Genomic DNA, 26,998 nt, shown 5'->3' on the forward strand with positions numbered 1-26,998 from the left:
AAGCGAACCGAATCGGGCGCTTCAGGCAGCCCATTACCTTCGGCGCCAGCGTTACGCCTGGCGGCCGAAACCCCATCGAACCCCATTTTTTTCTCCGTGCCCCTGGTTTCCTGCCCATGGAAACCGGTGTCCCCGATATTAATACGACAAGCTGCGCCTGACTGCTTTGCATTTCGCGCCAGCTACTTGGCAGTTCACGCCACCAGGCATAGGATTCGCAATGTTCCGGATGCACTCCGGGCATGGGGAGGGTCCTGCATGGCGTCTGCACGTGCGGCCATACTGAGGAACTATGTTTCGGTCGCCCTGGACGTTGGCCTCGATCCTTATCGCATACTTGCCGACACCGGCGTCAGCCCATCACAACTTCGCAATCCTGAGGAAAGACTACCCAGGGGCGCGATCGCCTCGATCCTCGAACGCTCGGCCATCGAGGGGAATTGCCCGCATTTCGCGATGCTTCTCGCCGAACGCCAGGATCTGTCCTCCTTCGGCCCCATAAGCCTGGTGCTGCAGCAGCAGGAAACGCTGGAAGACGCCATCCGCATGCTGGTCCGCTACCAGCACCTGCTCGGCGACCTGCTGACCTTCAACTTCGAGCTCGCCGGCGACAGCGCGCTGGTGCGGACCCAGATCATCAGCAACATCGACTTCGTGCCCCGCCAGGCGCATGAAGCGGTAGGCTCGATCCTGTCGCGCGCCTTCACCGAGATCGGCGGCGAACGGTGGAAGCCGGACTGCCTGCACTTCATGCATGCCGCCCCCCGCTCGCTGGAATTCCATCACCGCATACTGGGCTGTCCGGTGGTCTTCGGGAGCGATGTGAACGGGATCGTCTATAGCCGCGAGGCGCTGCGGGCGCGCAATCCGAGCTACCGCGCCAACCTTGCCGCATACGCCAACAGCTATTTCGAGGCGCAATTCCCTTCGGCCCCGCCACAGAGCCAGACGGACCGCGCCCGCCAGGCGCTCTACCTCCTGCTCGCCTCGGGCAACGCCTCGATCGAGAGCGTGGCGCGCCATCTCAGCGTTTCCCCGCGCACCCTCCAGCGCCGCCTCGAAGCCGAAGGCACCGGGTTCAGCGCGGTGCTGAACGCGGTCCGCAAGGAGCTGGTGGTCCGCCACCTGCTCAACAATGTCCACGCGCTCGCCACCGTCGGCGAGATGCTGGGCTACACGTCGCCGGCCGCGTTCACTCGGTGGTTCAGCTCGGAATTCGGCATGTCGCCCAGCGCGTGGCGACGTTCGAGCAATGACGATCACAAGGATGCCGACCCACCCGACGAAGACGAGTCCGGGCGGGCCGGCCAACAGGGACTGCCCGCACCCCATCCCCTCTGAGGGCAACCGGCGCGCCCTCCCCTTGCGACTCTCTCGCGCGCCTGCGATGTTCCCGCGATGCGAGACCTCGACACTTTCATCGCCGGCCTGCCCAAGGCGGAACTGCACCTTCACATCGAAGGCAGCCTCGAGCCCGAGCAGATGTTCGCCTTTGCCCAGCGCAACAACGTCGCCATCCCCTTCGCCTCGGTGGAGGAAGTGCGCGCGGCCTATGAGTTCTCGAACCTGCAGGACTTCCTCGACATCTATTATGCCGGCGCCGACGTGCTGCGCACCGAGGAGGATTTCCGCGACCTCGCCCTCGCCTATTTCGAGCGCGTCGCGAAGGACGGCGTGGTCCATGCCGAGATCTTCTTCGATCCACAGACCCACACGCACCGCGGCATCCCCTTCGGGGTAGTCGCCAACGGCCTGCTCGCCGGCATGGACGAGGCCGAGAGCCGGCTCGGCATCACCTCGAAGCTGATCCTCTGCTTCCTGCGCCACCTCGACGAGGAAGACGCCTTCAAGACCCTGACCCAGGCCCAGCCCTGGATCGACCGGATCGCCGGCGTGGGCCTCGACTCCTCGGAAGTCGGCCATCCGCCCTCCAAGTTCGAGCGCGTCTTCGCCGCCGCCGCCGCGATGGGCCTCAAGCGCGTCGCCCATGCCGGCGAGGAAGGCCCGCCCGCCTATGTGGAGGAAGCGCTCGACCTTCTCGCGGTTGACCGGCTCGACCATGGCAATCGCAGTCTCGAGGATCCCGCGCTGGTCGCGCGCCTCGCCCGATCGTCGATGACGCTGACGGTATGCCCGCTGTCCAACGTCAAGTTGTGCAACGTCGCTTCGGTCGATGTGCATCCGATCGACCGGATGCTCGAGCTCGGCCTGCGCGCCACGGTCAATTCGGACGACCCGGCCTATTTCGGCGGCTATGTCGCCGACAATTACCGCGCGATCGCGCAGGGCCGCGATCTCAGTCGCCGCGACCTGGTGACGCTGGCGCGCAACTCTTTCCTGGGCTCGTTCCTTTCGGACGACGAAGTCGCCACCCATCTCGCCCGGGTAGACGCCTATGCGGAGGAACACGCTTGAGCATCGTCTTCACCCATTTCACACACGAGGAGATGGTCGCGGGCATCCACGCCATCGCCGGCGAGGCCGAGGCCTGGAACCCCACCCTTCTGGTCGGCATCGGCCGCGGCGGGCTGACGCCGGCGGTATTCCTGTCGCACCGCATGGGCCTGCCGCTGGTCTCGATCGACTATTCGACCAAGATCGCCCAGTTCGGCGAGGAACTGGTATCGGTGCTCGCCCGGCGGACGCGCGACGGCGACCGGCTGCTGTTCGTCGAGGACATCAACGACAGCGGCAAGACGATCGGCGAGCTTCGCGCCGCACTGGCTACCGAGGGCGCGATCGCCAGCCGCATCCGCTTCGCCGTGCTGCTCGACAATATCCGCTCGTCGCAGCAGGTCGATTATCGCTCGCGCCGGATCGACCGTTCGGTCGACAAGGACTGGTTCGTCTTCCCCTGGGAGGCGATGGCCCCGCGCGACACGCTGGCGGAAGACGCCATGGAAGTTCCCGAACGACTCGCGTGAGTTGCCCGTAACCGTTCAGGCGCTGTCAATCGTACTTATGGCACGCTCCGTCGCGGACACATCCCTGTCGGCACGCGTTCGTTCCGTCATAGCAGTGACCAGACCTAACCCTCGGAGAGAAGCATGTTGAGAACTCCCAAGCGCCCCCGGATCGCAGCGCTGGCTCTCATCCTCGCCGGCAGCATCTCGCTGTCCGCCTGTATGACCGCGACCCCCTATCAGCCGGCGACGGGCAACGGCACTGCCGCGCGCAACGGCTATTCGGACACCCAGATCGAAAGCAATCGCTTCCGCGTCAGCTTCGCGGGCAACAGCCTGACGGCGCGCGAGACGGTCGAGCGCTACCTGCTCTATCGGGCGGCGGAGCTCACCCTGCAGCAGGGCTTCGACTATTTCGTGCTCGCGGATCGCGACACCGAGAAGAAGACCGACGTCGTCCGTACGCCGGGCGCATGGGGCGGCCCCGGCTGGGGCGGCGGTCCCTGGGGTTATTGGAGCCCGTCGTGGCGCTTCTATCGCGGCCCGCGCTGGGGCTGGCGCAGCTGGGATCCCTTCTATGACGATCCCTTCTGGCGCGATCGCGACTGGGACTATCGCACCGTCACCCAATATGAGGCCATGGCCGAAGTGGTGATGGGCAAGGGCCCGAAGCCGGCCGACAATGTCCGCGCCTTCGACGCGCACGAAGTGGTCAATCGCCTTGGCCCGTCGATCCAGATGCCGACCGCAAAGTAAGCGGGCACGAAAAAACCTCCCGCCTGCGCGGGAGGGACTTTCGAGAGGGGGGGCCGATCAGCCCTCCCTTTTCTTTTGCCTGAAACCGCGCCCGTTCCAACACCGGCAGCAAGGACGACTCGCGAAAGTACACGAAGTACACGCCAAGAGCCGGTTTCCGCGGCACCGAAGCTGACATACGTCCCGGAGTCGCCGCGCATCACGCAACTTTCCTGCGCGCGCGTGATCCTATTTTTCCAACGGAATCAAAGAGCCGCCGGCCATGAGACCGGCTGCCCGAGCCGAGCCGACGAACTCCTACATTGCAAGGATCGAACCGGCTCCCTGTCCCGCACTTCGTACCCTGCTTCCCCGACGAAGGCCGGGGAACGGGGACATCTGAAAGGCCGCTCGTCCCCAGGAATCGTTATCCCCGCGCAGGCGGGGATCCAGGGTTACAGGCGATGCGCCCTTGGCTCTGGATCCCGCCTTCGCGGGGATGACGGGATTTGGGAGGGCGGACTCAAGGTCCGCCCCAACCGGATCAGGCCACCTGGCCGTGGCAATGCTTGTACTTGCGGCCCGAGCCGCACGGGCACGGCGCGTTGCGGCTGACCAGCCCTTCCCACTGCGCCGGATCGGTGCCGAGATCCTCGGGCGACGGCTGGGGAATCCCCAGCTGCGGCAGCCGCGTGGTGACCAGGCCGGCGGCACCGCCGTCATAGTCATAGGTATCGTCGTCGCCGGTCAGCGGATCGATATGCGTGGTCAGGAAGTCGGGCAGCTGCGGCAGCTCGGGAGCCGGCTCCATGCGGAACTGGGCAAAGGCGAGCGTACGGGTCACGTCCTCGCGGATCTGGCCGAGCATGCGCTCGAACATCGCGAACGCTTCGTGCTTGTACTCGTTGATCGGCGTCTTCTGGGCATAGGCACGCAGATGGACGACCTGGCGGAGCGCATCGAGCATCGCGAGATGCTCCTTCCAGTGGTGGTCGAGATTCTGCAGCAGGATCGACTTCTCGATCTGGCTCCAGGTCTCGGGCTCGAGGTCGGCCGCCTTGGCTTCGACCAGCTGGTCGGCCGCGGTGCGGATGCGCTCCTCGACCATTTCCGGCTCGATCTGCGCTTCGTCGCGGATCCACTGATCGACCGGCGCCTCGACGTTGAGGGTGCCGACCAGCTTCTCCTTGAGCTCCTCGACCTTCCACTGCTCGGGGTAGGAGCCGTGCGGGCAATATTCGCCGACAATGGCGTTGACCGTTTCCGCGCGCATGTCCGCGACGACGTCACCCACCGTCTCGGCATCCATGATGTCCGCGCGCTGCTCGTAGATCACCTTGCGCTGGTCGTTCATCACGTCATCATATTCGACGACCTGCTTGCGGATGTCGTAGTTGCGCGCCTCGACCTTGCGCTGCGCGGTCTCGATCGCCTTGGACAACCACTTCGAGCCGATCGCCTCGCCATCCTCGATATTGTTGCGCATCATCTTGGCGAACAGCGTGTTCGAACCGAAGATGCGCAGCAGATCGTCGTCAAGGCTGAGGTAGAAGCGCGACAGGCCCGGATCGCCCTGGCGACCCGAGCGGCCACGCAGCTGGTTATCGATGCGGCGGCTCTCATGGCGCTCGGTACCGAGCACGAACAGGCCGCCGGCTTCCTTCACCTTCTGCTTCTCGGCATCGATCTCGGCCTTGATCTGCTGGATCGCCGCTTCCTTGGCGGGGCCTTCCTCCATTTCGGAAAGCTCGTCATGGACGCGGAATTCGAGGTTGCCGCCCAGCTGGATGTCGGTACCGCGGCCGGCCATGTTGGTGGCGATGGTCACCGCACCCAGGCGACCCGCCTGCGCGACGATATGCGCTTCATGCTCGTGCTGGCGGGCGTTGAGCACGCTATGCTCCACGCCTTCCTTCTCCAGGAACTCGGAGAGCATCTCGCTCTTCTCGATCGAGACGGTGCCGACCAGCACCGGCTGGCCCTTGGCGGAGTGCAGCTTGATCTTCTTGGCGATCGCCGCGAACTTCTCGTCGAGCGTCTTGTAGAACTCGTCCTCCTCGTCGACGCGCTGCACCGGCAGGTTGGTCGGGATGGTGACGACGTTCATCTTGTAGATGTCGAAGAACTCCGGCGCCTCGGTCGCCGCGGTGCCGGTCATGCCGCCCAGCTTCGGGTACATGCGGAAATAGTTCTGGAAGGTGATCGAGGCGAGCGTCTGGTTCTCGGGCTCGATGTTGACGCCTTCCTTGGCTTCCACCGCCTGGTGCAGGCCGTCCGACCAGCGGCGGCCATCCATCATGCGGCCGGTGAACTCGTCGATGATGACGACCTTGTCGTCCTTCACGATATAGTCGATGTCGCGCTTGAACATCACGTTCGCGCGCAGCGCCTGGTTCAGGTGGTGGACGACCTGGGTGTTCTCGAAGTCATAGAGATTGGCGCCCTGGAGCAGACCGGCGGCCTCGAGCATGCGCTCGACCTTCTCGGTGCCATCCTCGGTCAGCACGATGGTGCGCTGCTTCTCGTCCTTCTCGTAATCCTCGGGCACGAGCTGCTTCACGACCACGTCCACGCCCATATAGAGCTCGGACTTGTCGTCGGTCGGGCCCGAGATGATCAGCGGCGTGCGCGCCTCGTCGATCAGGATCGAGTCGACTTCATCGACGATCGCGAAGTTGAAAGGGCGCTGCGTCATCGACGCGCGATCATATTTCATGTTGTCGCGGAGGTAGTCGAAGCCGAATTCGTTGTTCGTGCCGTAGGTGATGTCCGCGGCATAGGCCTCGCGGCGCTCATGATCCGACAGGTTCGGAATGATCACGCCGGTGGTGAGCCCGAGGAAACGATAGACGCGCCCCATCCAGTCCGCGTCACGCGAAGCGAGATAGTCGTTGACGGTGACGACGTGCACGCCGTCGCCCGGCAGCGCGTTGAGATAGGTGGCGAGCGTGGCGACCAGGGTCTTGCCCTCGCCGGTGCGCATCTCGGCGATCTCGCCGCGGTGGAGCACGATGCCGCCGACCATCTGCACGTCATAGTGGCGCTGGCCGAGCACGCGCTTGGCCGCCTCGCGCACCGTGGCGAAAGCTTCGGGGAGCAGCGCGTCGAGCTTCTCGCCATTGGCGAGGCGCTCGCGGAACTTCACGGTCTGGTTCGCGAGTTCCTCGTCGCTCATCGCCTGCAGCGCGGGCTCGAAGCCGGCGATCTTCTTGACGATACCGTCGAGCGACTTGACGTAGCGATCGTTCGAGGAACCGAACAGGGTCTTGGCAAAACCGCCGAGCATGGATTTTCCAGTCTATGTCTTAAGGTGGTCGGACGGGCGCGCAGGCAATGCGCCAGCGCCCGTTTGGATGCGGAAACGGAAAAGTGCGGCTCCGCGTTTCAGCGGGCCGCAAAAAAGCTCATTCGAGCCGGCGCTCGAAAGGCAGGTGCGACGCGACAAGCGCGGTCTGCACGGCCGCAAGCGGCCTGGCCTTTTCGGGGCGAAGGAGCGGCACTGCGGGTGCCGGCGCAGCGCGGCGGGCCGGAAGCACCGCAGCCTGAGCCGACTGGGCCGCCTGGACCACCGCGATGCCCTGGACCTGCCGGATTCCACCGCGATCGGCCTGACCGATGCCGGTCAGGCTCGCGAGGAAGGCAGTCAGGAGAAGCAGCAGTTCCAAAGCAATCTCTGTGACGTGACTAGCGCCCGCCAGCCAGGCGGGCGCAACACAGACATAGTGACTGCTATGGCATTCGTCTAACTAAAAGCTCGGCCGGACGTGTCGCCACGCCGCTGCCGGGTCACTCGCCCCATACCGCCCAGGCACAATAGGGCTGATGCGGGAAGCGACGCAGGCGCAGATTGCCGATCCCGACGATCTCATCGAGTGCTCGCGTTTCCCCCGGGAAATGCGGGCAATTGAGCTCGTCGAACACGAGCAGGGAACCACGCGTGAGGCGTGGCAGCACCAGCTCGAGCGCGTCGCGGGTCGGCTTGAACACGTCCATGTCGAATATCGCCATGGAGACGACCGCCTGGGGGTTCTTCTCCAGCCAGTCCGGCAGCGTGGCACTCACATCGCCCTTCACCAGCTCATATTTCTGGATCTGCGGGATCGGCGAGAAGCTCTCATGCAGCGAGAGCAGCTCGGCGAGCTGCGCCTCATATCCCTGCGACGTCGAATAATCGCCCGCATTGGAGAAGCCGCCATCCTTGGCGTCGACGCCAACAAAGCCGCTGAACGTGTCGAAGCCGACGATGCGGCGGCTGTGATTGAACGGCTCATACATGCCGCGCAGATTGACGAGCAACGACATGGTCGCGCCCCAGTGCACCCCAAATTCGCAGATGACCCCGGGCACATCGAGGATCTGACGGTAGAGCATGTCCTGATAGAGAATCCGCGAGATTACCTGCCGCTTGAGGAACACCATCGAATGATAGTTCCACTGCGGCCCGAATCCGCCCTCGGCAAAGCGTGCCCTGGCCAGGGCATGGAGCTTCGCGTCGTTATCGGATTCGGTCGCGGCACGCTGCGTGAATTCACCTTCAATTTTCTGAAGCTCGGTATGCATAAATTCTCCCTGCCGCTGCCCCCCCAATTGGACTTCCGCACGGAACTGACTTCACGCTACTTCGCCGGAGCTCCCGTGACGAACTCGACCGCGGCCGAGCGCGATTCCGGTGCCTTGCCCTTCTCGACCGGCAAGGTCAGGCTCTGCACCTGCTGGCAGGCAACCTTGTCGATGCCCGGGCTGCCGCTGGACTGCTCGAGCGTGCACGTCGAAACCGTGCCCTTGCTGGTAAAATCGAGATGAACGATCGGCGCCTTGGTATAGGTGGCCGGAAGTTTCTGCACCGTAATCGTCATGATCGGAGCCGGCGCAGCAGTCTGGCCGGCAAGCGCCAGCAGGGTAGCGAAGATCATTTTTCCCTCTCGATTCTCTTAGGTACCGGTCCCTAGGTACCGGCGCATTGGTAACGGGTACTGGACCTTTGTCTACGCGCTCCTTCGTACCTTCGACACACTTAACCGCGATTGGTCAGGGTGCCTTGGGCACATCGACGGAAACCAGCACCATGCGGGTATCCGGCCGCAGTCCGTCCGGACGGGGATCGGGGCGCACAGCCTGCGCCATCGCCTGGTCGCACGCGACCTTGTCGAGCGGGACGCTGCCGCTGCTGACCTCCGCGCGGCATGAATCCGGCTTGCCTTCGGTGGTGAAATGCACGCGCAGCAAGGCGGGGCGCTCATAACCCGTCGGGATCTTCTTGAGGTTCAGCTCAATGCCGAGCGGCTCGGGCTGCATTTCCTTTATGCGCTTGTCGCTGTCGCCGGGGAACTTCCAGGTGAAGCTGCCCTTGTAGATACTGACGATGGCCACGCCGCTTGCATCGCGGGCCGGCTGAAACTTGCTGCGTGCCAGCAGGACCCCGCAGGTGGTCTGATCTAGCTCTATGAAACCCGATGTCGCGGCGACGCGGCAGTCCGTCACCTTGCCGGTGGCATCCACGCGGAGCAGGAAGCCCGTCGTCCCATTGGCGTGCTGGGCAAATGCCTTTGTGGGATAATCGTCATCGCTCAGCCACCGCAGCGGCGTGATCGGCGTCGGTTTCGGCTCGGCGCTCGCCCCCGCGTCCTGCGCGGCGAGCGCCGTCGCCAGGATCACCGACACACTTGCCCCCAAAACCATTGATCTTTCCCCCCGCTTGCCCGAAGCGGTCGGCAACTTAGCAACAGGTTGGCCCATGTCCATCGAACCTTCCCCGCTCGCGCTGCCCTTCCCCGCCCTGCCGGTGATCCCCGGCGTGACCACGCGCGTGGCGCGGGCGCGCTACAAGAACTGGGACCGCTGCGACCTGACCTTTGTCGAGCTGGCGCCGGGCACGGCGGTGGCAGGCGTGCTGACCAGCAGCAAATGCCCGTCGCCGGAGGTGGAATGGTGCCGCAAGGCGCTGCCGCTGGGCACCGCACGGGCGCTTGTGGTCAATGCCGGCAACTCCAACGCCTTCACCGGCAATCGCGGCCGCGCCGCCGTGGAGGCGATCGCCGCCCGCGCCGCCGCGCATCTCGGCTGCCAGCCCTCCGACGTGTTCGTCGCCTCCACCGGCGTGATCGGCGTGCCGCTGCCGATCGACAAGGCCGAGGCCGGGCTCGACAACGCCTTCACCGCCGAGCCGTGCGGCTGGGAGGACGCCGCCGCGACGATCATGACCACCGACACCTTCGCCAAGGGCGCAGTGACCCGCGCGGTGGTGGGCGGCAAGACCGTGCAGCTGGCGGGGATCATCAAGGGATCGGGCATGATCGCGCCGGACATGGCGACGATGCTCGGCTTCATCTTCACCGATGCGGCGGTCGACCCCGCCTTCCTGCAGACCGCGCTGAGCGACGCCAATGGCAAGAGCTTCTCGTGCATCACCGTGGACGGCGACACCTCGACCAGCGACACCGTGCTGGCCTTCGCCACCGGCAGCGCGGGCAACGCGGTGCTGGCGAGCGACGAGGATGCGGGCGCCGACGCCTTCCGGGCCGCGCTCAAGGACCTTTGCCACCAGCTGGCGCTGCTCGTCGTGCGCGACGGTGAAGGCGCGCAGAAGCTGATCGAGATCACGGTGGAAGGCGCCGAGAGCGACGCGAGCGCCCACCGCATCGCGATGTCGATCGCCAATTCGCCGCTGGTGAAGACCGCGATCGCCGGCGAGGACGCCAATTGGGGTCGCGTGGTGATGGCCGTGGGCAAGGCGGGCGAGCCTGCCGAGCGCGACAAGCTGGCGATCCGCTTCGGGGCCACCCAGGTGGCCCGCGATGGGCTGGCGGTGGAAGGCTATGACGAGGCGCCGGTTGCCGAGCACCTCAAGGGCCGCGAGATCGAAGTCGGGGTCGAGCTCGGGCTGGGCGAAGGCCGCGCCACCGTGTGGACCTGCGACCTGACGCACGGATACATCTCGATCAACGCGGATTACCGCAGCTGATCGGCGGGCTCCCGGTCCAGCTCCTGCCGGACCGGGATGCAATCAGCTCAGAGCTTGCTCTGCACCCACTGCTTGATCGCGCTCTTCGGCATTGCGCCGACCTGGGTGGCGGCCGGCTGGCCGTCCTTGAACAGGATCATCGTGGGGATGCCGCGCACGCCATACTTGGTCGGGGCATCGGGATTCTCGTCGATGTCGATCTTGATGATCTGCACCTGATCGGCCAGCTCCTCGCCGAGTTCCTCGAGCGCGGGGGCGATCATCTTGCAGGGGCCGCACCACTCCGCCCAGAAATCGACGAGCACGGGCTTGCCGGACTCGAGAACGTCGGTTGCGAATGTGGCGTCGGTGGTAGCCTTGGTGGCCATGGAAGAACTCCTGATACGATGTCGGGGTCTAATCTATGATCGACCCGCGCAGGGTCAAGCGCGCAGGGCCAAGCTTTGCTCCGTGGGCACGAAGCCGGGCTTGTGCGCCGCCAGCACCTCCTCGGGCAGCAGATGGAGGACCGGGCCCGCCGCGTAGAGCAACCCGGCCTCGACCGTGCGCCCGGGAAAAATCACCCTGAGCGCAGCGACATAGGCGGCCATCTGGCGGAGGTGATAGGGCGGGATCTCGGCCAGTGTCGCGGGGGCGCGGCGGCCGGTCTTGAAGTCGATCACCCGGACATTCTCCGGCGTGACCACGAGCCGATCGACCGTGCCGGAGACGACCACGCCCTCTCCCACCACGGCCGCGATCGGGGCCTCGCCGAGGGAATCAGGTCCGAAAAGCGCGGCGAAATCGGGGTTCTCGGTGACGCCCAGGGCTGCCGTGACCAGTTCCGCCCTGAGGGCGGCATCGGCCACGCCGCCTGCCCCGGCCAGCCAGCGCTCGGCTGCGGCATGGCGATCCGAAGGGCTAACCGACGGCAATCGCTCGAAAAGCGCATGGAGGAGACGGCCGCGCTCCGCCGCCGCCCTGAGGGCCGGCGTAGGGGGCGGATCGGCGACCGCATCGTCACCCAGCGACGACGGCGCGAGGGGACGCGGCGGGCGGGCTTCCTCGGGCGCCGGGCGGCGGGCCCAGTCGGGGAGCCGCGCCACCTCGGCCGCGACCTCGGCCGGGCGCGGCTTCACCGCCACCGGCGGCTGGGGCTTCAAGCCCTTGAATTCGCGTACTTCTCCCTCGGGCACGCCGAGCGCGTCGAGGGCGGCGGCGCTGGCGGCGTACCAACTCTTTGCCGGGGGCACGCCCTTGGCCATGGGGCCCAAAGCCCCGGCAACGACCAGCTTTTCCTCGGCGCGGGTGGCTGCCACATAGAATAGACGCCAATGTTCACTAAGTTCACGCGCATCGGCCGTTTCGATGACTTCGGCCAGCACGCCGCGCTCAGCGGCGCGGGGCCGGAAGATGGGCAGCTTTCCGGACGCACCAGACGGTTCCCATCCCAGAAAGTCACGCGGGGAGCGCGTGGGATCGACGGTGGCGTCCGCAAGGATGACCAAAGGCGCCTGCAGGCCCTTGGCGCCGTGGGCGGTCATCACCTGTACCGCCGCCTGGGGCTGGGCCGCATCGCGGACGATCTCGACATCGCCACGATCGAACCAGTCGAGGAATCGCTGCAAGGACGGGGTCGCAACCTTTTCGAAATTGAGCGTCGCATTGAGCAGTTCTTCGATCGGATCGCGGGCTTCCTCGCCCAGCCGCCGCAACAGCTTGCGGCGACCATCCAGCGGACCGGAAAGTATTTCTTCCAGAAAGCGATAGGGGGTGGCGATGTCAGCGCGTGCGAGGAGTGCATAGAGCGGCGCGAGGCGCTCCTCGGGCTGGGTTCGACGCAGGTGACGCCAGAGTCCGCCACTGGTGCGGACAGAAGCGTCCATTAGCTCCTCCTGAGTCCAGCCGATCAAGGGGGACACGAGCAGGGAGGCGAGCGACAGATCGTCCTCTGGCTGGAGCGCGAAGCGGATCGCGGCGAGCAGGTCCTGCACCGCCAAAGGCGCATTCAGCCGCAGGCGATCGACGCCGGCCACCGGCACGCCCTCGGCATAGAGCCGCGCGACGATCAGCGAGGCCAGCTCGCCGCGGCGCTTGACCAGGATCATCACATCCTCGGGCTGGAGCGGACGACCCTTGCTCTCCAGCATCATGCCGCCCTGCCACCATTCGCGGACCTGCCGCGCGATGCGCCCGGCCAGCTCGCGCGTGGCATCGCTGACCCATTCCTCCTCGTCCGCCTCGCTGCCGCCCTCGGTGACCGGCGGCCAGAGCGTGACGGTGCCGGGTCCCGGCACTTCGCTGGCATGTTCCTGGCTGTCCGACAGCTCGCCCATGCCGGGCGCGGGCAGCGCGCCGAGCGCGGCATCGACGAATTCGAGCACCGGCCGGGTCGAGCGGAAGCTGTGGGTGAGCGACAGCTCCTCGACTTCCCGGGGCTCGGGCTTGTCCTCGTCGAATTCGTAGTCGGGATCGGCCTCGACCCGCGACAGCGCGAGGAAACGCTCGAAGGCGGCGCGGAAGAAGATCGGATCGGTGCCCTGGAAGCCGAAGATCGCCTGCTTGTAGTCGCCGACGGTGAACAGCGTGCGCATCGTCGTGGCGCGGACGCCCTCGCCGACAAAGAACTCGTCGGCGATCGCGCTGACGATTGCCCATTGCTGGGGATTGGTGTCCTGCGCCTCGTCGATCAGGACATGCTCGGTCGCGGTATCGAGCTTGAAGCGCACCCACTCGCCCATGCCCGGCTCGGCGAGCAGCGCGACCGTGCGGTGGATAAGGTCGTTGAAGTCGACCGCGCCGAGGCGGCGCTTCGCCTGGCCATAGGTCTCGGCATAGACGCGGCCGGCCTCCAGCCCGCGGGCGAGCAGGTCCGCGTACGCCGCCTGGGTCTTCATGCCGAGCAGCTGGCTGCAGCTGTCGAACAGCCGCATGGCGTAGTCGGCGTAAGACGGGTCCTGCGGGGCCTGGCCCTTGCCGAACGAGCGCGGCTCGCCCTTGGCGGTGGCCCAGATCGAATGGAGATCGGCGAGGCTGGCGGCGCGGGCCTCCGGGCTCCTGCCGAGCCAGGCTGCGGCGATGTCGGCGCGCTCGAGCCCCCTGCCCGTGCCCCAATCCGCGTTCATCACGGTGAGCGCGCGCAGGCTGGCGAGGTCGAAGCTGTCGTCGGCGCACCGGCGGGCGATCTCGGCGTCCACGTCTCCGAGCGGCAGGCCAAGGGCTTCGCGCAGATAGGGCTGGATCAGGATCGGCAGTGCGGCAAGCGCTTCGCCTTCGCGGGCGCAGGCCTTGAGGAAATCCTCGGCCTTGCCCTCGCCCAGCCGCAGCGACAGCGCGCCGACCGCATCGACGATCCAGCCGCGCCCATCGCGTTCGGCATCGACCAGCATCTCGGCCAGCGCCTCGCGGGAGAGCACGGCTTCCTCGCGCTGATCGAGCGGACGGAAGCCTGGGACGAGGCCGGCTTCCATCGGGAAGGCGGCGAGCAGCGACTGGCAGAAGCTGTGGATCGTCTGGATACGGATGCCGCCGCCCGGCGCGTCGAGCACCTTGGCGAAGAGCTGGCGGGCCTTTTCGCGGCCCGCAGGCGAGATGTTCTCGCCCAGCGCTTCGAGGTCGGCGGCGAGTTCGGCGTCCGACGCGCGCACCCAGCGGGCGAGCCGACTGGTGATCCGCTCGGACATTTCCGCCGCGCCCGCCTTGGTGAAGGTGAGGCAGAGGATCGCGCCGGGATCGGTGCCGCCGAGCAGCAGCCGCCAGACGCGCGCGGCGAGCACCTGGGTCTTGCCGGTGCCGGCCGAGGCGGAGAGCCAGATATGTCGGCCGGGATCGCTGGCGGCCTTCTGGTTGCCCTTGAGTTTGTGGAGGGGGCGGACTTCAGACATTTTCGGTACCTTCGGTCACCCTCACCCTTCCCATCGCTGGCGCGATGGGCCCCTTCCCGCTCCCAAGGGGAGCGGGAGAGAAATCCCTCTCCCTTTGGGAGAGGGAGGGAGCCGCCAAAGGCGGCGGAAGGGTGAGGCTTGAGCGCAACTCACTCACGGCCATACCATTCGTCCAACCGCATCAGCTGGTCATACTCGGCATAGGGCGCATATTCGGGGTGGAGCTTGGCGGTGAAGGGCTCGTCGCCGGTGAGCCACATCCGCACCGCGTCGGCGAAATGGTGCGCGGCGAGGTCGACGAAATCCTCGACCGGGATCGGCTCCTTCTTCTTGGGATCGACGGGGCTGTCGACATAGCCGAAGCCGCCGGTGCGCGGGGAGCGGGCGAGCGACCAGTACTCAAAGGCACGCGCGATGCCCTCGATGTCGGCAAACCCGCCACGCTCGGCGATCAGGCCGAGCAGACCCAATTGCAGGCTGAACCCGGCGCGGACGGCGCGAGTGCTGGGAGGCTGGCCGGTCTTGTAGTCGATGATCGCGAGGCTGCCATCGGCCAGGCGATCGATGCGATCGAACTTGCCGCGCAGCTTCACCCCTTCGAACTCGATATCGCCGTCGAGCTCGACCGCGAGCACCTTGCGGTCCGGGCTCTCGGCGATCTGGCGGGCGATCCAGTCGATCGCTTCCATCAGGCGCGGCTGCCAGAGCGCGCGCATCATCGGATGGGTGCGCTCATCGACCAGCATCGCCTCGGCGCGGGCACGGAGCCTGGCCGGATCGCAATTATCGAGCTCGAACCATTTCTGAAGAACGTCATGTACTGCCGTGCCCCTCCACGCCGCGCTGGGATCGGCATCGACCGGATCGAGCGGCGCGAGCTTGAGCATGCGGCGGGCGTAAAAGGCATAGGGATCGGCCTTCAACCGATCGACTTCGGTGACCGAGATCGCCTTGGGGCGGGCTTCCACCGGAGGCTTTGGCGCAGGCTGCTTGGCGTACTCATGGATGCCGGGATTGTCGATTGCGCGAACCCAGGCGGCGAGATCGAGCCCGCGATCGAGGCCTCCGGACAGTGCTTCGAGGCGCAGCCAGAAGCGCGAGGCAATCGTCGGCGCGGTGGCGTCGCGACGGGCGCGGGTGAGCAGCACTTCGGGGGCGCCGAGCGCGCCGGCAAGGTCGTGGGCGGCGAGGCCGATGCGGCGTTCGAGGCCCGGCAGGTCGAGCTCGGCGCGGATGCGCGGGGCGAGCCAGGGGTCGGGCGCGGGCAGACTTGGCCAGACGCCTTCGTTGAGGCCCGACAGGATCATCAGGTCGGCGGTCTGCAGGCGCGCTTCGAGCTGGCCGAGAATGGCGAGGCGCGGATGGCCGCCCTGGGGCGGGCGCACCGCGATGCCGTCCATCAGCGTGCGCAGCATCGGGGCGAGCGTTTCGGGGTCGGCGCGCTGGGGGCCGTCCACCGCTTCGCGTTCGAGATCGTCGAGCAGGGTCGCGGCAGCGCGGCCCTCGGCGCGGCTCCATAGCGGATCGCCGCCCAGCGCCTGGGCGGTTTCGCGCAGCGCCGCGAGCAAGGCGGGGATCGGCTGGGTGCCGGCGCCGAATGCGGCTTCGAGTGGGGCGAGCAGCGCCTTGGCGGTCGGCCACCAGGCCTGCGCCGCCTTGCGGATCGGCGCGTCCCTGCCCTCCTGCTCGGCCAGATGGCGATCGATGCCGGCAAGGTCCGGCGCGGGGCGTGGACCACGCAGCGCACGATCGAGCAGGCGGGCGCCTTCCAGCCATTCGGTGCGCGCCTCGGGCATCACCAGCGGATGCTTGAGCAGGGTGAGCAACGGCAGCGGGGCGAAGCGCTGGGCAGCAGCGTCGGCGAGCGCGAGCAGCAAGGTGCCCGGCGGCAGGATCGACAGCGGCTGGCCGGCGGAATCGTCGACGGTGATGCCCCAGCGGGCGCAGTGCGCGGCGACGCGGCGGGCAAGCGCGCGGTCCGGCGTGACCAGCGCGGCGGTGCGCTCGGGGGTCTCCAGCACCTGGCGGAGCGCGAGGGCGATCGCCTGGGCTTCCTCGGCGGGCGTGGCGACTTCGAGGACGCGGACGCCGTCGAGCCGGCGCTCATGCTCGGGGAGCGTGGTCCAGCCATGGGTGAGTTCGGGCGGCTGCATCGCCGAGGCGATCGCCTTGCTGCGCGAGGGCGCGGCGTCATGCTCGCTGGCGAACATCCACGGATCGAACTCGCTGCGGTGGACCGACATCCGCTCCAGCAAGAGTTTCAGGTGGAATTGCGGATGGGTCTCGAGGTTGCGCTTGCGGCGACCGGTGACGGGATCGGGCGCGTGCGGGCCGAGCATGTCCCACTCGGCCTCCGAGATGGCGATGGCGAGATCGGGGAGGACGACCATGCCCTGGGGCAGCCCGGCGACGACGCGCTGGAGCCGGGCGATCGCCGGCGCGCTGGCGGTGATGCCGGCGGCGCAGACAAAACCTTGCGGCGGATTGGCGGTCCAGCGCTTCGCCACCTTGTCGATCAGCCTCCGGCGGCGATCGGCGAGATCGATGCGGCCGAGCCGGGCGAGTTCGCCGGGCCAGCGCTCGAGGACGATGCGGAACAGGTTGAGCGACTTGTCCCAATGGCTCTGCAACTCGCCTTCGAACTTGAGATCGGTCAGGCGGGTGAGCGGGACTTCCTCGATCAGCAGCTGGTCGAGCGTCTCGGCAAGCTCGCCGGCGAGGCGGACGGCTTCGGCGGCGTCGTGGCGGGGTTCGGCCTGCTGGATGAGGCGCGCGAGGATGAGCTGGCGCTGGAGCGGGGTGACCGCGGGAGGCACGGGATCGGGATCGGCGGCGGCATCGAACACCGCTTCGTCGAGCTCGGGATCGCCGACCGCGACGAGGCGGGGCAGCAGCAGGCCGCCGCCGCTGGCGCGGACGAACGCGTCCTGGATCGCCTTCTTGGCGCGGTTGTTGGGGAGCAGGACGAGGCCGCGGGCGAGGCCCATCGGGTCGCTACCGAAGCGCTGAATCAGCCCGTTCGCCAGCGCATCCGCGAAGGCGCGGTGCGGGGGGATGGTGTAGAGGTGGAGGGCGTCGGGCATGGGTTCGGGGAAGCCTAGAGCATCGCCCTTCTATCGTCATCCCCGCGCAGGCGGGGATCCATTGTCGCTGAAGGCAATGGGACTCATTTCGGTCAGCCAGAATGGATCCCCGCCTGCGCGGGGATGACGGAATGTGTTGAGGGGTCGGGATACGGCCTGAGAGCCCGGCGTTCGCCGGGATGACGGGTTTAGACCGTCGCCAGTATCTCTTCGGCTTCCTTGACCGCGCCGGGGGTGCCGACGTCGAACCACAGGCCCTGGTGGACCGTGCCCCACAACCGCCCCTGCTCCATCGCGCGGTTCCAGAACAAATTGGTCGAGAACGGGCCCTCGGGCCAGTCGTGGATCACGCGGGGGTGGATGATCTGGGCGCCGGCGAAGACGAAGGGCGCGAGGCGGCCGGGCTTGCGGCGCTCGGTGATGCGGCCGAGCGGATCGAGGCGGAAATCGCCCATGCCCTTGTGGCTGTATGCGCGCGCCAGGGGCACGAGCAGCAGCAGCGCGTCCATCTTCTCATCGTCCCAGGCGGCGGCGAGCGCGTTGAGGGAGCCGATCGGGCCGTCGACCCAGAGCGTGTCGCTGTTCACCGTGAAGAAGGGCTGGTCGCCGAGCATCTCACGGGCCTGGACGATGCCGCCGCCGGTCTCCATCAGCTGGGCGCGCTCGTCCGAGATCTGGACGTCGATGCCGCCGGCGCGGGCCTTGAGGTGCGCTTCAACCTGGTCGGCGAGGTAGTGGACGTTGACCACGGCGCGCTTGATCCCGGCCTCGCGCAGGTGATCCATCGTATGGTCGAGCAGCGGCTTGCCGGCGACTTCGACCAGCGGCTTTGGGCGCGTGACGGTGAGCGGGCGCATGCGCTTGCCGAGGCCGGCGGCCATCACCATTGCGGTCTCGGGCATGGCGACGTCCGGGTTCGGGCGCAGCGAATAGGTGGCGGAGGGTTTCATGCCTTGGTGAGGGCCAGCGGATCGCCGCGCAGGTCGAGCGGGATATTGGCTTCGAACCAGTCGGCGACCGGCTTGAGCGCGGGGTGCCGGAGGTCGCGGTTGAGATAGGTCCAGACGCGCGGGCACAGGCCCGGATAGCGCGGCTTGCCGTCGCGCTGCCAAAGGCGAGTGAAGATGCCGACGATCTTGGCGTTCCGCTGCGCGCCGAGCACGTGATAGGCGACATCGAACGCGTCGCCGGCGCCGGTGATGCGCTTGTAGCGATCGAGCATCGCGGTCTCGAGGCTTTCGGGCACGTCGCGGCGGGCGTCCTGCAGCAGCGAGACGAGGTCATAGGCGGGATGGCCCGCCAGGGCGTCCTGGAAGTCGAGCAGGCCCAAGGTTTCCGCGCTACCGTCGATCAGCATGAGATTCTCGACATGGTAGTCGCGCAGCACCGTGACAGGCGTGTGACCCGCGAGCACCGGCGCCAGCGCTTCGTCCCAGGCCTTGCGGTATCCGTCGATGTCGACCTCCAGGCCGACCGCGGGGCAATACCATTCGGGGAGCAGGTCCGCCTCGCGGTGATACTCGGCCAGGCTGTAGGGCTTGAGGATGTCCGCGGCCGGGTATTCGGCGAGGCGGATGAGCAGGTCGATCGCCTCCTCGTAGAGGCGCAGCTCGCTCTCGGGCGCGGCGTCGACGGTCTCGCGCATCCGGGCGTCGCCGAAATCCTGGATCAGGACCAGGCCCTCGGTCAGGTCCTCGTGGAGGATCTCCGGCGCGGCGAAGCCGTGGCTGGTCAGCCAGCGGGCGATGTTGATGAAGGGACGCGGATCCTCATGCGGGGGCGGCGCGTCCATCAGGATCGCGGTGCGGTCATGCTCCACCACCCGGAAATAGCGGCGGAACGAGGCGTCGCCGGCGAGCGGGCGGATCTCGGCTCCGCCCCAACCAGCGGCAACAAGGAAGTCGGGCGCCGCGGCGGGCGGATTCATGTCAGAAACCATCGGTCCTTCCATGCCGCCGGCACCTTCGCTGTCAAGACGCGCGCGCCGTCCGGTGCCACATCGAGGGACAACCACAGCGCATCGTGCCATGCTGTCTCGCCCAGCCGCTCGGGCCATTCGACGATCAGCAGCGAATCATAGCGGGCATCGTCGAGGCCCAGTTCCTCGACCTCGGATGGATCGTCGAGCCGGTAGAGATCGACATGGAGCACCGGGAAACGGACCTCGGGCGGCTCATAGGGCTGGACGATCGCGAAGCTGGGCGACGGCGCCTCGCCTTCCAGTCCCAGCGCGGCGAGCAGGCCGCGGGCGATGCTGGTCTTGCCGGCGCCGAGCTGGCCGGAAAGCGCGATGACGTCGCCGGGGCGGGCGAGCCCGGCGAGACGGCGGCCGAGTTCGAGCGACTGATCGAGGCTGGAGAGGATCATCGCCGCGGCAGTTCCACGGTTACCAGCGTCCCCTCACCCGGTTCGGAGATCAGCTCGATCCGCCCGCGATGCGCCTCGACGAACTGCTTCGCCAGCGGCAGGCCCAGGCCCAGCGAGCGCTGGCTGCCGCGGGCGTTGCCGAACTGGGCGAAGCGATCAAAGGCGGTGGCGACCTGCTCGGGGGTCATGCCCGGGCCATTGTCGGAGACGATCACGCGGGCGACGCGGCTGTTGCCGTCGAGATGGAGCAGCACCCTGCCCTGCTCCGGCGTCTGCGAGACGGCGTGGCGCAGCAGATGCTCGATCACCTGGCGGACGCGGCGCGCATCGCCGGTGATCGCACCGGCGGTGCCGGCATTCTCGACCACCAGCTCGATATGCTTGGCCTTGGCCAGCGGCGCGATCGCTTCGGCGGCATTCTGCGCGGCGTGCTCGATATCGACCGGCGCCTTCTCAAGTGGCGAACCTTCGCTCTGGGTGAGATCGAGCACTTCGTCGATCATCGTGCCGAGCCGGTCGACCGAGATCAGGATCGCGTCCGAATATTCCTGCCCGCTCTCCGAAAGCGGGCCGGCGAACCCGCCATTGAGCATCTCGGCAAAGCCCTTGATCGAGGTCAGCGGGGTGCGCAGCTCATAGCTCATGTTGGCGAGGAACGAGGTCTTGACCCGGTCCGCCGCTTCCAGCGCTTCGTTGCGGGCGCTGAGCGCGCGCTCGGCGCGGTGATGATCGGTGGTATCGAGCATCGTCACCAGCGCATTGCCGTCGGGCAGCGGCACCGCGGTCACGTCGAAATGGCGGCCATCGGCAAAGGCGATGCTGGAGCCGCGTGACTGGCGCTCCTGCGCGGCGATGCGGATCAGGTCGCCGATGATGTCAGCGCGAGACGCCTTGACCAGCTTCGGCCCAAAGGCGCGGACCAGCTGCGGCACCTGCGGATGGCTGTCGAGGAAGCTGTCCTCAAAGCCCCAGACCTGGCGGAACTTGCGGTTCCACAGCTGGAGCCGCCCCTTGCCGAACACGGCGACCGCTTCGGCAAGGCTCTCCAGCGTAGCGGTGCGCACCTGCTGCATCTCGCCATGCTCGCGCTGCAGCTCGAACTGCTGGGTCTGGTCCTCGAACAGCAGCAGCAGCCCGCCTTCGGGGAGCGGCTGGGCGACGACGCGCATATGGGTGGCGCCGAGGCTCCAGGTCTCCTCGATCGCATCGGGCGACACGAACCAGTGCGCCCGCTCCGCCCGCCAGGCCGGATAGTCGCGCACTTCCGGCAGGCGATTGGCCTCGCGCATGCGATCGAGCACGCGATCGAATTCGGGGCGATCGGCCAGCCACTCGTTGCGGATCGCGAACATCCGGCGGAACGGCTGGTTGGAGAAGATCAGGCTGCGATCGGCACCGAACTGGGCGACGCCGGCCGAGATCCGATCGAGCATCGCACGCTGGGCAGCGGCGAAGCGCTTGAGACCGCCGCGCGCCTGCTCCAGCTCCTCGATATCGACCGCGAAGCCGGCGACGCCACCGGTGGGCAAGGGCATGTCGTGGAGGCGCAGCATCCGGCGCTTGCCGCCGATCGTGGCGGGCATCGCCGCGGTCTGCGGTTCACCGGTGTCGCGGGCGATCGCGGCATTGGCGAGTGGGCCTCCCAGGCCGACGCCCTCGATCAGCTCGAGCCCGCGCTCGACGACATCCTCGGAATCCTTGCCCTCCACGGCCTCGACATAGGCCGAGTTGACCATGAGCAGGCGAAGGTCGCCGCCGCGATACCACATCGGCATCGGTGCAGCCTCGATCAGCGCGGTGAGCGCGTCGAAGGCGGCGCGCAGCCGGGTAGCCTCGCGCTGGAGGCGGTTGATCTCGTCCTGGCTCTCGGTCGCGTCGAGGAACCAGAGCACGACGCCGCCAGGAGCGTTGACGGTCTGCGGCGCGCGCTCACCGATCACCAGCAGCGCACGTTCCGAGCCGAGCGCACGGACGGAAAGGCTGAACGGCTTGCCGGCCTTTTGCGCGGCCGCGACATGCGCGCCGAGGGCATCGGCATCCTCGGGCAGCAGTCCCGTCCCTGCTCCGGTCAGTTCGTCCAGCTCGCGCGGCAGATCCTGGAAGCCAAGCCAGTCCCCCAGCCGCCGCGACAGCTCGAGCCGGCCATCGGCACGCACCAGCATCGCCTGGGCCGGCGAACCGCTGACCAGCGCGGCGAGCCGGGCATTGGCCTCGGCGATCGAGGTCGCGTCGGCACGGGCACGCAGGCCGGCGAACAGCGCCCAGACGCCGCCGATCACCAGCAACGCCAGCGCCGCGCCCGCGAGCACCGCGGCCGATTGCGTGATGTGGATCAAAGCGCGCCGTTCCGGGGGATCATCTCCGTCCCTTAGGACAGTTTGTCGCCAAACGAAAAGGGCCCGGCATGCCGCCGGGCCCTTCCTTTTTTCGCTTCAGGGCGAAGTTGCCGATCAGAACAGGTTCGGCAGCTTCACCTTGGCGCCGACATAGCCGAAGCGGCCGACGGCGTTGACCGGATAGATGCGCGTGCCGAGTTCGGGCATCTGGCCGAACAGGTTGCGCACGCCGCCATAGATCTGGAAGCGCTGGTCGATATCGTAGCTCAGGTAGATATCGTGCTGCCAACGCTGCTTGAGGTACTTGTATTCCTCCGCGACGATGGTCGGATCGCCGGCCATCTGCTGGTTGGTGTAGCGCGAGGTCTTGTCGAACCACAGGATGCCGTAGTTCGCGGTGAACCCGCCCAGCTGCCAGGTGAGATCGGCGTTGACCGTGTACTTCGGGGCATAGGTCTCGCCGCGCGAGTTGGTCACATCGGCGCCCGGGGTGCCGATGAACTCGAGGCGATCGAGATAGTTGCCGACCACGCTCAGGCTGAAGGTGCCGGCATTGTCGGTCTTCAGGCGGTAGTTGAAGTTCACGTCGAGGCCCGCGGTGCGGAACTGCGCCACGTTCTGCGGCACGACGTTGAAGCTGACGATGTTGCCCGCCGCGGCGTTGCCGGTCGCGCCGTTCTGACGGGTGATGCCCGCGCAGAACGGGTTGCTGAGCGTCGGCTGGTCGACGCAGAGCTCGGCGAGCTGCTGCGAGGTGACCTGGTTGATCGCGTTCTTCAGCTTGATGTCATACCAGTCGGCACGCAGCGACAGGCCCGGGATGAAGCTCGGCTGGAGCACCACGCCGGCGGTCCAGGTCGTCGCCTCTTCCTGCTTCAGGTTCGGGTTGCCGCCGGCGAAGCCCGGCAGGTTGGTCGAGCGCGCGTCGGTATAGGTCGCCGGGTTGGCACCCAGCGAGCTCAGCAGCGCCTGGCAGTTCGCCGCGCGATACTGGGTACCGAACTGGATCTCGGCCGGGAGGCACGGATCGGTGATGAACTCGAAGGTCTGCGAATTGCCCGCATAGAGCTCGCCGATGTTCGGCGCGCGCACCGCCTTCGAATAGGTGCCGTTGAAGGTGATGTCGCGCACCGGCGCGAACTTGCCATCAAGCTTCCAGGTGGTGGTGTGGCCGATCGACGAATAGTCGGAGAAGCGCACCGCGCCGCCCACTTCGAGGCGGTGGACGATGGTGTCGGTGAGCAGCGGCACGTTGAGCTCGCCGAACACTTCCTTCACGTCATATTCGCCGCCATCATTGCTGAGCGAGTTGGCGAAAGTCAGGCCCTGCGCCGCCAGCGGATCGGCGGTGAAGCTGCTCTTTTCCTTGCGATATTCCGCGCCGACCGAGAAGCCGACCTGGCCACCGCCCGGCATGGTGAACAGGCCGCCAAGGTCGCCCGACAGATAGGCGGTGGCGACGTGCTGCTGGATGCGGGCGCGATCGAGCGTGTCGGCCTTGATCCAGTTATAGGCCGCCTGGCTGCCGGCGCCCTCGCCGAACAGGTTGAGCGGCACGCACTCGCCCGGACGGAAGGTGGTCGGCGAGAAGACGTCGCGGCTCGCATAGGGCTGGTCGGGCGTCCAGGCCGGGTTGACGTTGACGCGGCAGGTCGGGCCGTTCGCGCCCTGCACCACGTCGATCGCGGCATAGAAGCGGTCGTCGAGGATGTCGTTCAGGTAGCGGCTCGACACGTCGGTGCGGCCATAGGTGTACGACACTTCGTAGTTGAGGTGGCTGCTCAGGTCGCCCCGCACGCCGAACACGCCACGATAGGTCTCGCGGGTGATGTCCTCACCGCGCTGCCCGAAATCGAAATTGTCGCGGTTCATCAGCACGCCGCCATTGCCGGTGGCGGCGATCAGCGGCCGCAGCGCGGCCGGGATATAGGGGTTATCCTCCGGGATCAGGAGGTAATAGTCGAAGGTCGGCTGGGCGAGCGAATAGCTGTGCGTGCGCGCGTACTTCGCCTCGGCGAAGACCGAGAATGCCGGGCTGACGTCGAAATGCGCGATCGCGTTGACGACATGGCGGCTCACTTCCGGCAGCAGGTCGTTGCCATAGTCGGAGACCAGCGTGCCGCTGCCGCCCTGCTGGAAGGCGGTGCGCACGAACTTGCCCGGATCATAGGGGGTCAGGCCGTTGGCGCCGACAAAATAGTCGGGCAGGCCGTCGAAATCGAGATCGATGCCGCCCTGACGCGCGGTGTCGAAATAGCGGATGTCGTTGAGCGGCACATAGGTGGGCGTGGTGCCGTTCGGGTTGCGATAGAAGCCGACCTGGTTGGTGCCGCTGTAGCGCTGGCGATCGTGCGAATCGAGGCGATCCTCCTCGCCATATTCATAGGCGATGGCGATGTTGCCGCGGCCGTCGGCGAAGTTCTTGCCGGCGGTGATCGAGAACATGCGCTGGCCGGCATCGCCATATTCGGAGATGCCCGCCTGGGCGCGGGCGCTGATGCCCTGGAAGTTCTTCTTCATGATGAAGTTGACGACGCCGCTGACGCCGTCGGCACCGTAGATGGCCGAGGCGCCGCCGGTGAGCACTTCGATGCGCTCGACCAGGTCGTTCGGGATGGTGTTGATGTCGACCGACGCGGTGCCCGGCACGCCCGAGACGTGGCGGCGGCCGTCGACCAGCACCAGCGTGCGCTGGGTGCCGAGATTGCGCAGGTCGAGCAGGTTGAGGCCGGTATAGCCGATGCCGGCGCGGTCACCCGAGTTGTTGCCCGAAGTCGCCGAGCCCTGCAGCGCCGGATAGCCGGTGAGGAAGTCGGTGAGGTTGGTGGTGCCCGATTCCTGGAGCGTCTGGGCGCCCAGGGTCACGACCGGGTTCGGCGTCTCGAAATCCTGGCGGCGGATACGCGAACCGGTGACGACGATGGCGCCTTCCTGCGGCGCGGCCTGATCGGCCTGTTCCGGAACCGCGGCCTGCGCCTCGGCGGGCGCCGGCGTCTGGTCCGCGGTCTGCGCGGCTGCCGGCGTGGCGATCTGGGCTAGAGCAAGAACGGCGACCGACGCGGTAAAGGACAGGCCGCGCCGGGTGAGCGCACAAGAGCTACGCATGATACATCCCCTTTAATAAACTGACCGTGCGACCTCGGAGCCGATTGTTGCCGGCTTTTGTCCCTGACTTTGCCATGACGCGGAAATGCGGGTTTTGGTTGCCTTGCGACAACAGTTTGTTGCGGCGTGTTGCGAGATTACAACAGTACGGCAGTCGGCCCGCGCCAACGAAAAAGGCCGCGCCTCCCGGGGGGGAAGCGCGGCCCTTTCATTCGCCTGACGGCGAAGGATCAGTAGCGATAGTGATCCGGCTTGAACGGACCCTCGACGGTGACGCCGATATAGTCCGCCTGCTTCTGGGTCAGCTTGGTCAGCTTCACGCCGAGCTTGTCGAGGTGCAGCGCCGCGACCTTCTCGTCGAGGTGCTTCGGCAGGACGTACACGTCGTTCTTGTACTCGTCCGACTTGGTCCACAGCTCGATCTGGGCGAGGACCTGGTTGGTGAAGGACGACGACATCACGAACGACGGGTGGCCGGTCGCGTTGCCGAGGTTCACCAGACGGCCCTTCGACAGCACGATGATCTTCTTGCCATCCGGGAACTCGACTTCGTCGACCTGCGGCTTGATCTCGGTCCACTTGAAGTTCGCCAGGCCGGCGATCTCGATCTCGCTGTCGAAGTGGCCGATGTTCGAGACGATCGCCATGTTCTTCATCGCGCGCATGTGGTCGACGGTGAGCACGGCTTCGTTGCCGGTGGCGGTGACGAAGATGTCGGCGCGGGTGGCGGCCTCTTCCATCGTCACGACTTCATAGCCCTCCATCGCCGCCTGCAGCGCGCAGATCGGGTCGATCTCGGTGACCAGAACGCGGGCACCGCCGTTGCGGAGCGACGCGGCCGAACCCTTGCCGACGTCACCGAAGCCGGCGACGCAGGCGACCTTGCCGGCGAGCATCACGTCGGTGGCGCGACGGATCGCGTCGACCAGCGATTCCTTGCAGCCATAGAGGTTGTCGAACTTCGACTTGGTGACGCTGTCGTTGACGTTGATCGCCGGGAACGGGAGCTTGCCCTTCTTCGACAGCTCGTACAGGCGGTGCACGCCGGTGGTGGTCTCTTCCGAGACGCCCTTGATCGTGGCGACGGTCTTGGTGAGGTAGCCCGGACGCTCGGCAAGGAAGCGCTTCAGCGTGGCGACGAAGATCTCTTCCTCTTCGTTCGACGGGGTGAACAGTTCCTCACCCGCCTCGACGCGCGCGCCCCACAGCGCGAACATGGTGGCGTCGCCACCGTCGTCGAGGATCATGTTGCAGGTCTGGTCCTGGCCCCAGTCGAAGATGCGGATGACGTAATCCCAATATTCTTCGAGCGTCTCGCCCTTGACGGCGAAGACGGGGATGCCGGCCTCGGCGATGGCGGCCGCGGCATGGTCCTGGGTCGAGTAGATGTTGCAGGTCGCCCAGCGCAGCTCGGCGCCGAGTTCCTTGAGGGTCTCGATCAGCACGGCGGTCTGAATCGTCATGTGCAGCGAACCGGTGATGCGCGCGCCCTTGAGAGGCTTCGAAGCACCGAACTCGGCGCGGAGCGCCATCAGGCCCGGCATTTCGGTCTCGGCGATCTCGATTTCCTTGCGGCCAAAGGCGGCAAGCGAAAGGTCCTTGATGACATAGTCCTTGTCGAGCACGGTAGCCACGAGCTGTCTCC

19 protein-coding genes are annotated in these 26,998 nt (G+C 66.8%); 5 read left to right on the forward strand and 14 right to left on the reverse strand.

Features of this window, described 5'->3' with window-relative positions; translation table 11 throughout:
* The first annotated feature begins 258 nt into the window (after positions 1-258).
* The 4 genes from AC1RJ5_RS04290 (at position 259) to AC1RJ5_RS04305 (ending at position 3,659) form a co-directional block, all read left to right on the forward strand.
* Positions 259-1,341: an AraC family transcriptional regulator ligand-binding domain-containing protein gene (locus AC1RJ5_RS04290; RefSeq protein WP_493111898.1), complete on the forward strand. Its 1,083-nt coding sequence runs from the start codon at positions 259-261 to the stop codon at positions 1,339-1,341.
* A gap of 57 nt (positions 1,342-1,398) precedes the next feature.
* Positions 1,399-2,415, forward strand: a complete 1,017-nt coding sequence (locus AC1RJ5_RS04295; protein WP_184167230.1) for an adenosine deaminase — start codon at positions 1,399-1,401, stop codon at positions 2,413-2,415.
* Positions 2,416-2,447: 32 nt separating this feature from the next.
* On the forward strand, positions 2,448-2,924 hold the full coding sequence (locus AC1RJ5_RS04300; protein ID WP_493114636.1) for a phosphoribosyltransferase: 477 nt from the start codon (positions 2,448-2,450) through the stop codon (positions 2,922-2,924).
* Between the two features lie 123 nt (positions 2,925-3,047).
* Complete coding sequence (locus AC1RJ5_RS04305) at positions 3,048-3,659, forward strand: CC0125/CC1285 family lipoprotein (RefSeq protein ID WP_184167233.1); 612 nt, start codon at positions 3,048-3,050, stop codon at positions 3,657-3,659.
* 523 nt (positions 3,660-4,182) lie between these two features.
* Here the strand turns inward: AC1RJ5_RS04305 and secA are convergent.
* The 5 genes from secA to AC1RJ5_RS04330 all read right to left on the reverse strand — a co-directional run bounded on the left by secA (position 4,183) and on the right by AC1RJ5_RS04330 (position 9,299).
* Positions 4,183-6,924 carry a preprotein translocase subunit SecA gene (secA, locus tag AC1RJ5_RS04310; protein WP_269574954.1) on the reverse strand — a complete coding sequence of 914 codons (2,742 nt, stop codon included), beginning with the start codon at positions 6,922-6,924 and terminating at the stop codon, positions 4,183-4,185.
* Positions 6,925-7,042: 118 nt separating this feature from the next.
* On the reverse strand, positions 7,043-7,303 hold the full coding sequence (locus tag AC1RJ5_RS04315) for a hypothetical protein (RefSeq protein WP_269574953.1): 261 nt from the start codon (positions 7,301-7,303) through the stop codon (positions 7,043-7,045).
* Between the two features lie 121 nt (positions 7,304-7,424).
* Positions 7,425-8,198: a TylF/MycF/NovP-related O-methyltransferase gene (locus AC1RJ5_RS04320; RefSeq protein ID WP_269574952.1), complete on the reverse strand. Its 774-nt coding sequence runs from the start codon at positions 8,196-8,198 to the stop codon at positions 7,425-7,427.
* A gap of 56 nt (positions 8,199-8,254) precedes the next feature.
* On the reverse strand, positions 8,255-8,551 hold the full coding sequence (locus AC1RJ5_RS04325; protein ID WP_342251424.1) for a hypothetical protein: 297 nt from the start codon (positions 8,549-8,551) through the stop codon (positions 8,255-8,257).
* Between the two features lie 115 nt (positions 8,552-8,666).
* Positions 8,667-9,299, reverse strand: a complete 633-nt coding sequence (locus AC1RJ5_RS04330) for an energy transducer TonB (protein ID WP_269574950.1) — start codon at positions 9,297-9,299, stop codon at positions 8,667-8,669.
* Positions 9,300-9,372: 73 nt separating this feature from the next.
* Between AC1RJ5_RS04330 and argJ the strand changes: the two genes are divergently transcribed.
* Complete coding sequence (gene argJ / locus AC1RJ5_RS04335) at positions 9,373-10,599, forward strand: bifunctional glutamate N-acetyltransferase/amino-acid acetyltransferase ArgJ (RefSeq protein ID WP_342251122.1); 1,227 nt, start codon at positions 9,373-9,375, stop codon at positions 10,597-10,599.
* 47 nt (positions 10,600-10,646) lie between these two features.
* On the opposite strand, the gene trxA is transcribed toward argJ, so the two are convergent.
* The 9 genes from trxA to ahcY all read right to left on the reverse strand — a co-directional run bounded on the left by trxA (position 10,647) and on the right by ahcY (position 26,987).
* Positions 10,647-10,967 carry a thioredoxin gene (gene trxA / locus AC1RJ5_RS04340; RefSeq protein ID WP_184167254.1) on the reverse strand — a complete coding sequence of 107 codons (321 nt, stop codon included), beginning with the start codon at positions 10,965-10,967 and terminating at the stop codon, positions 10,647-10,649.
* 54 nt (positions 10,968-11,021) lie between these two features.
* Entirely contained in the window at positions 11,022-14,462 is a 3,441-nt protein-coding gene (addA, locus tag AC1RJ5_RS04345) for a double-strand break repair helicase AddA (RefSeq protein WP_493111903.1), read from the reverse strand.
* Between the two features lie 149 nt (positions 14,463-14,611).
* Complete coding sequence (gene addB, locus AC1RJ5_RS04350; protein ID WP_493111905.1) at positions 14,612-17,545, reverse strand: double-strand break repair protein AddB; 2,934 nt, start codon at positions 17,543-17,545, stop codon at positions 14,612-14,614.
* 188 nt (positions 17,546-17,733) lie between these two features.
* A complete protein-coding gene (locus AC1RJ5_RS04355; protein ID WP_493111907.1) occupies positions 17,734-18,495 on the reverse strand; it encodes a nucleotidyltransferase family protein in 762 nt (253 codons plus the stop codon).
* Positions 18,492-19,472 carry an aminoglycoside phosphotransferase family protein gene (locus tag AC1RJ5_RS04360; RefSeq protein WP_493114638.1) on the reverse strand — a complete coding sequence of 327 codons (981 nt, stop codon included), beginning with the start codon at positions 19,470-19,472 and terminating at the stop codon, positions 18,492-18,494. Before AC1RJ5_RS04360 ends, AC1RJ5_RS04355 begins: the two co-directional genes overlap by 4 nt.
* The gene (gene tsaE / locus AC1RJ5_RS04365) at positions 19,469-19,912 is read right to left on the reverse strand and encodes a tRNA (adenosine(37)-N6)-threonylcarbamoyltransferase complex ATPase subunit type 1 TsaE (RefSeq protein WP_493111908.1); all 444 of its coding nucleotides are present in this window, start codon (positions 19,910-19,912) and stop codon (positions 19,469-19,471) included. The genes AC1RJ5_RS04360 and tsaE overlap by 4 nt, the downstream gene beginning before the upstream one ends.
* Positions 19,909-22,248 (reverse strand): PAS domain-containing sensor histidine kinase, encoded by a 2,340-nt coding sequence (locus tag AC1RJ5_RS04370; RefSeq protein ID WP_342251118.1) that lies wholly within the window; start codon positions 22,246-22,248, stop codon positions 19,909-19,911. Before AC1RJ5_RS04370 ends, tsaE begins: the two co-directional genes overlap by 4 nt.
* 114 nt (positions 22,249-22,362) lie before the next feature.
* Positions 22,363-25,353: a TonB-dependent receptor plug domain-containing protein gene (locus tag AC1RJ5_RS04375; RefSeq protein WP_269574943.1), complete on the reverse strand. Its 2,991-nt coding sequence runs from the start codon at positions 25,351-25,353 to the stop codon at positions 22,363-22,365.
* Between the two features lie 230 nt (positions 25,354-25,583).
* Positions 25,584-26,987 (reverse strand): adenosylhomocysteinase, encoded by a 1,404-nt coding sequence (ahcY, locus tag AC1RJ5_RS04380; protein WP_184167277.1) that lies wholly within the window; start codon positions 26,985-26,987, stop codon positions 25,584-25,586.
* Positions 26,988-26,998 lie beyond the last annotated feature (11 nt).

The sequence above is a fragment of the Sphingomonas sp. GW822-FHT03G08 genome (genome assembly GCF_058801135.1).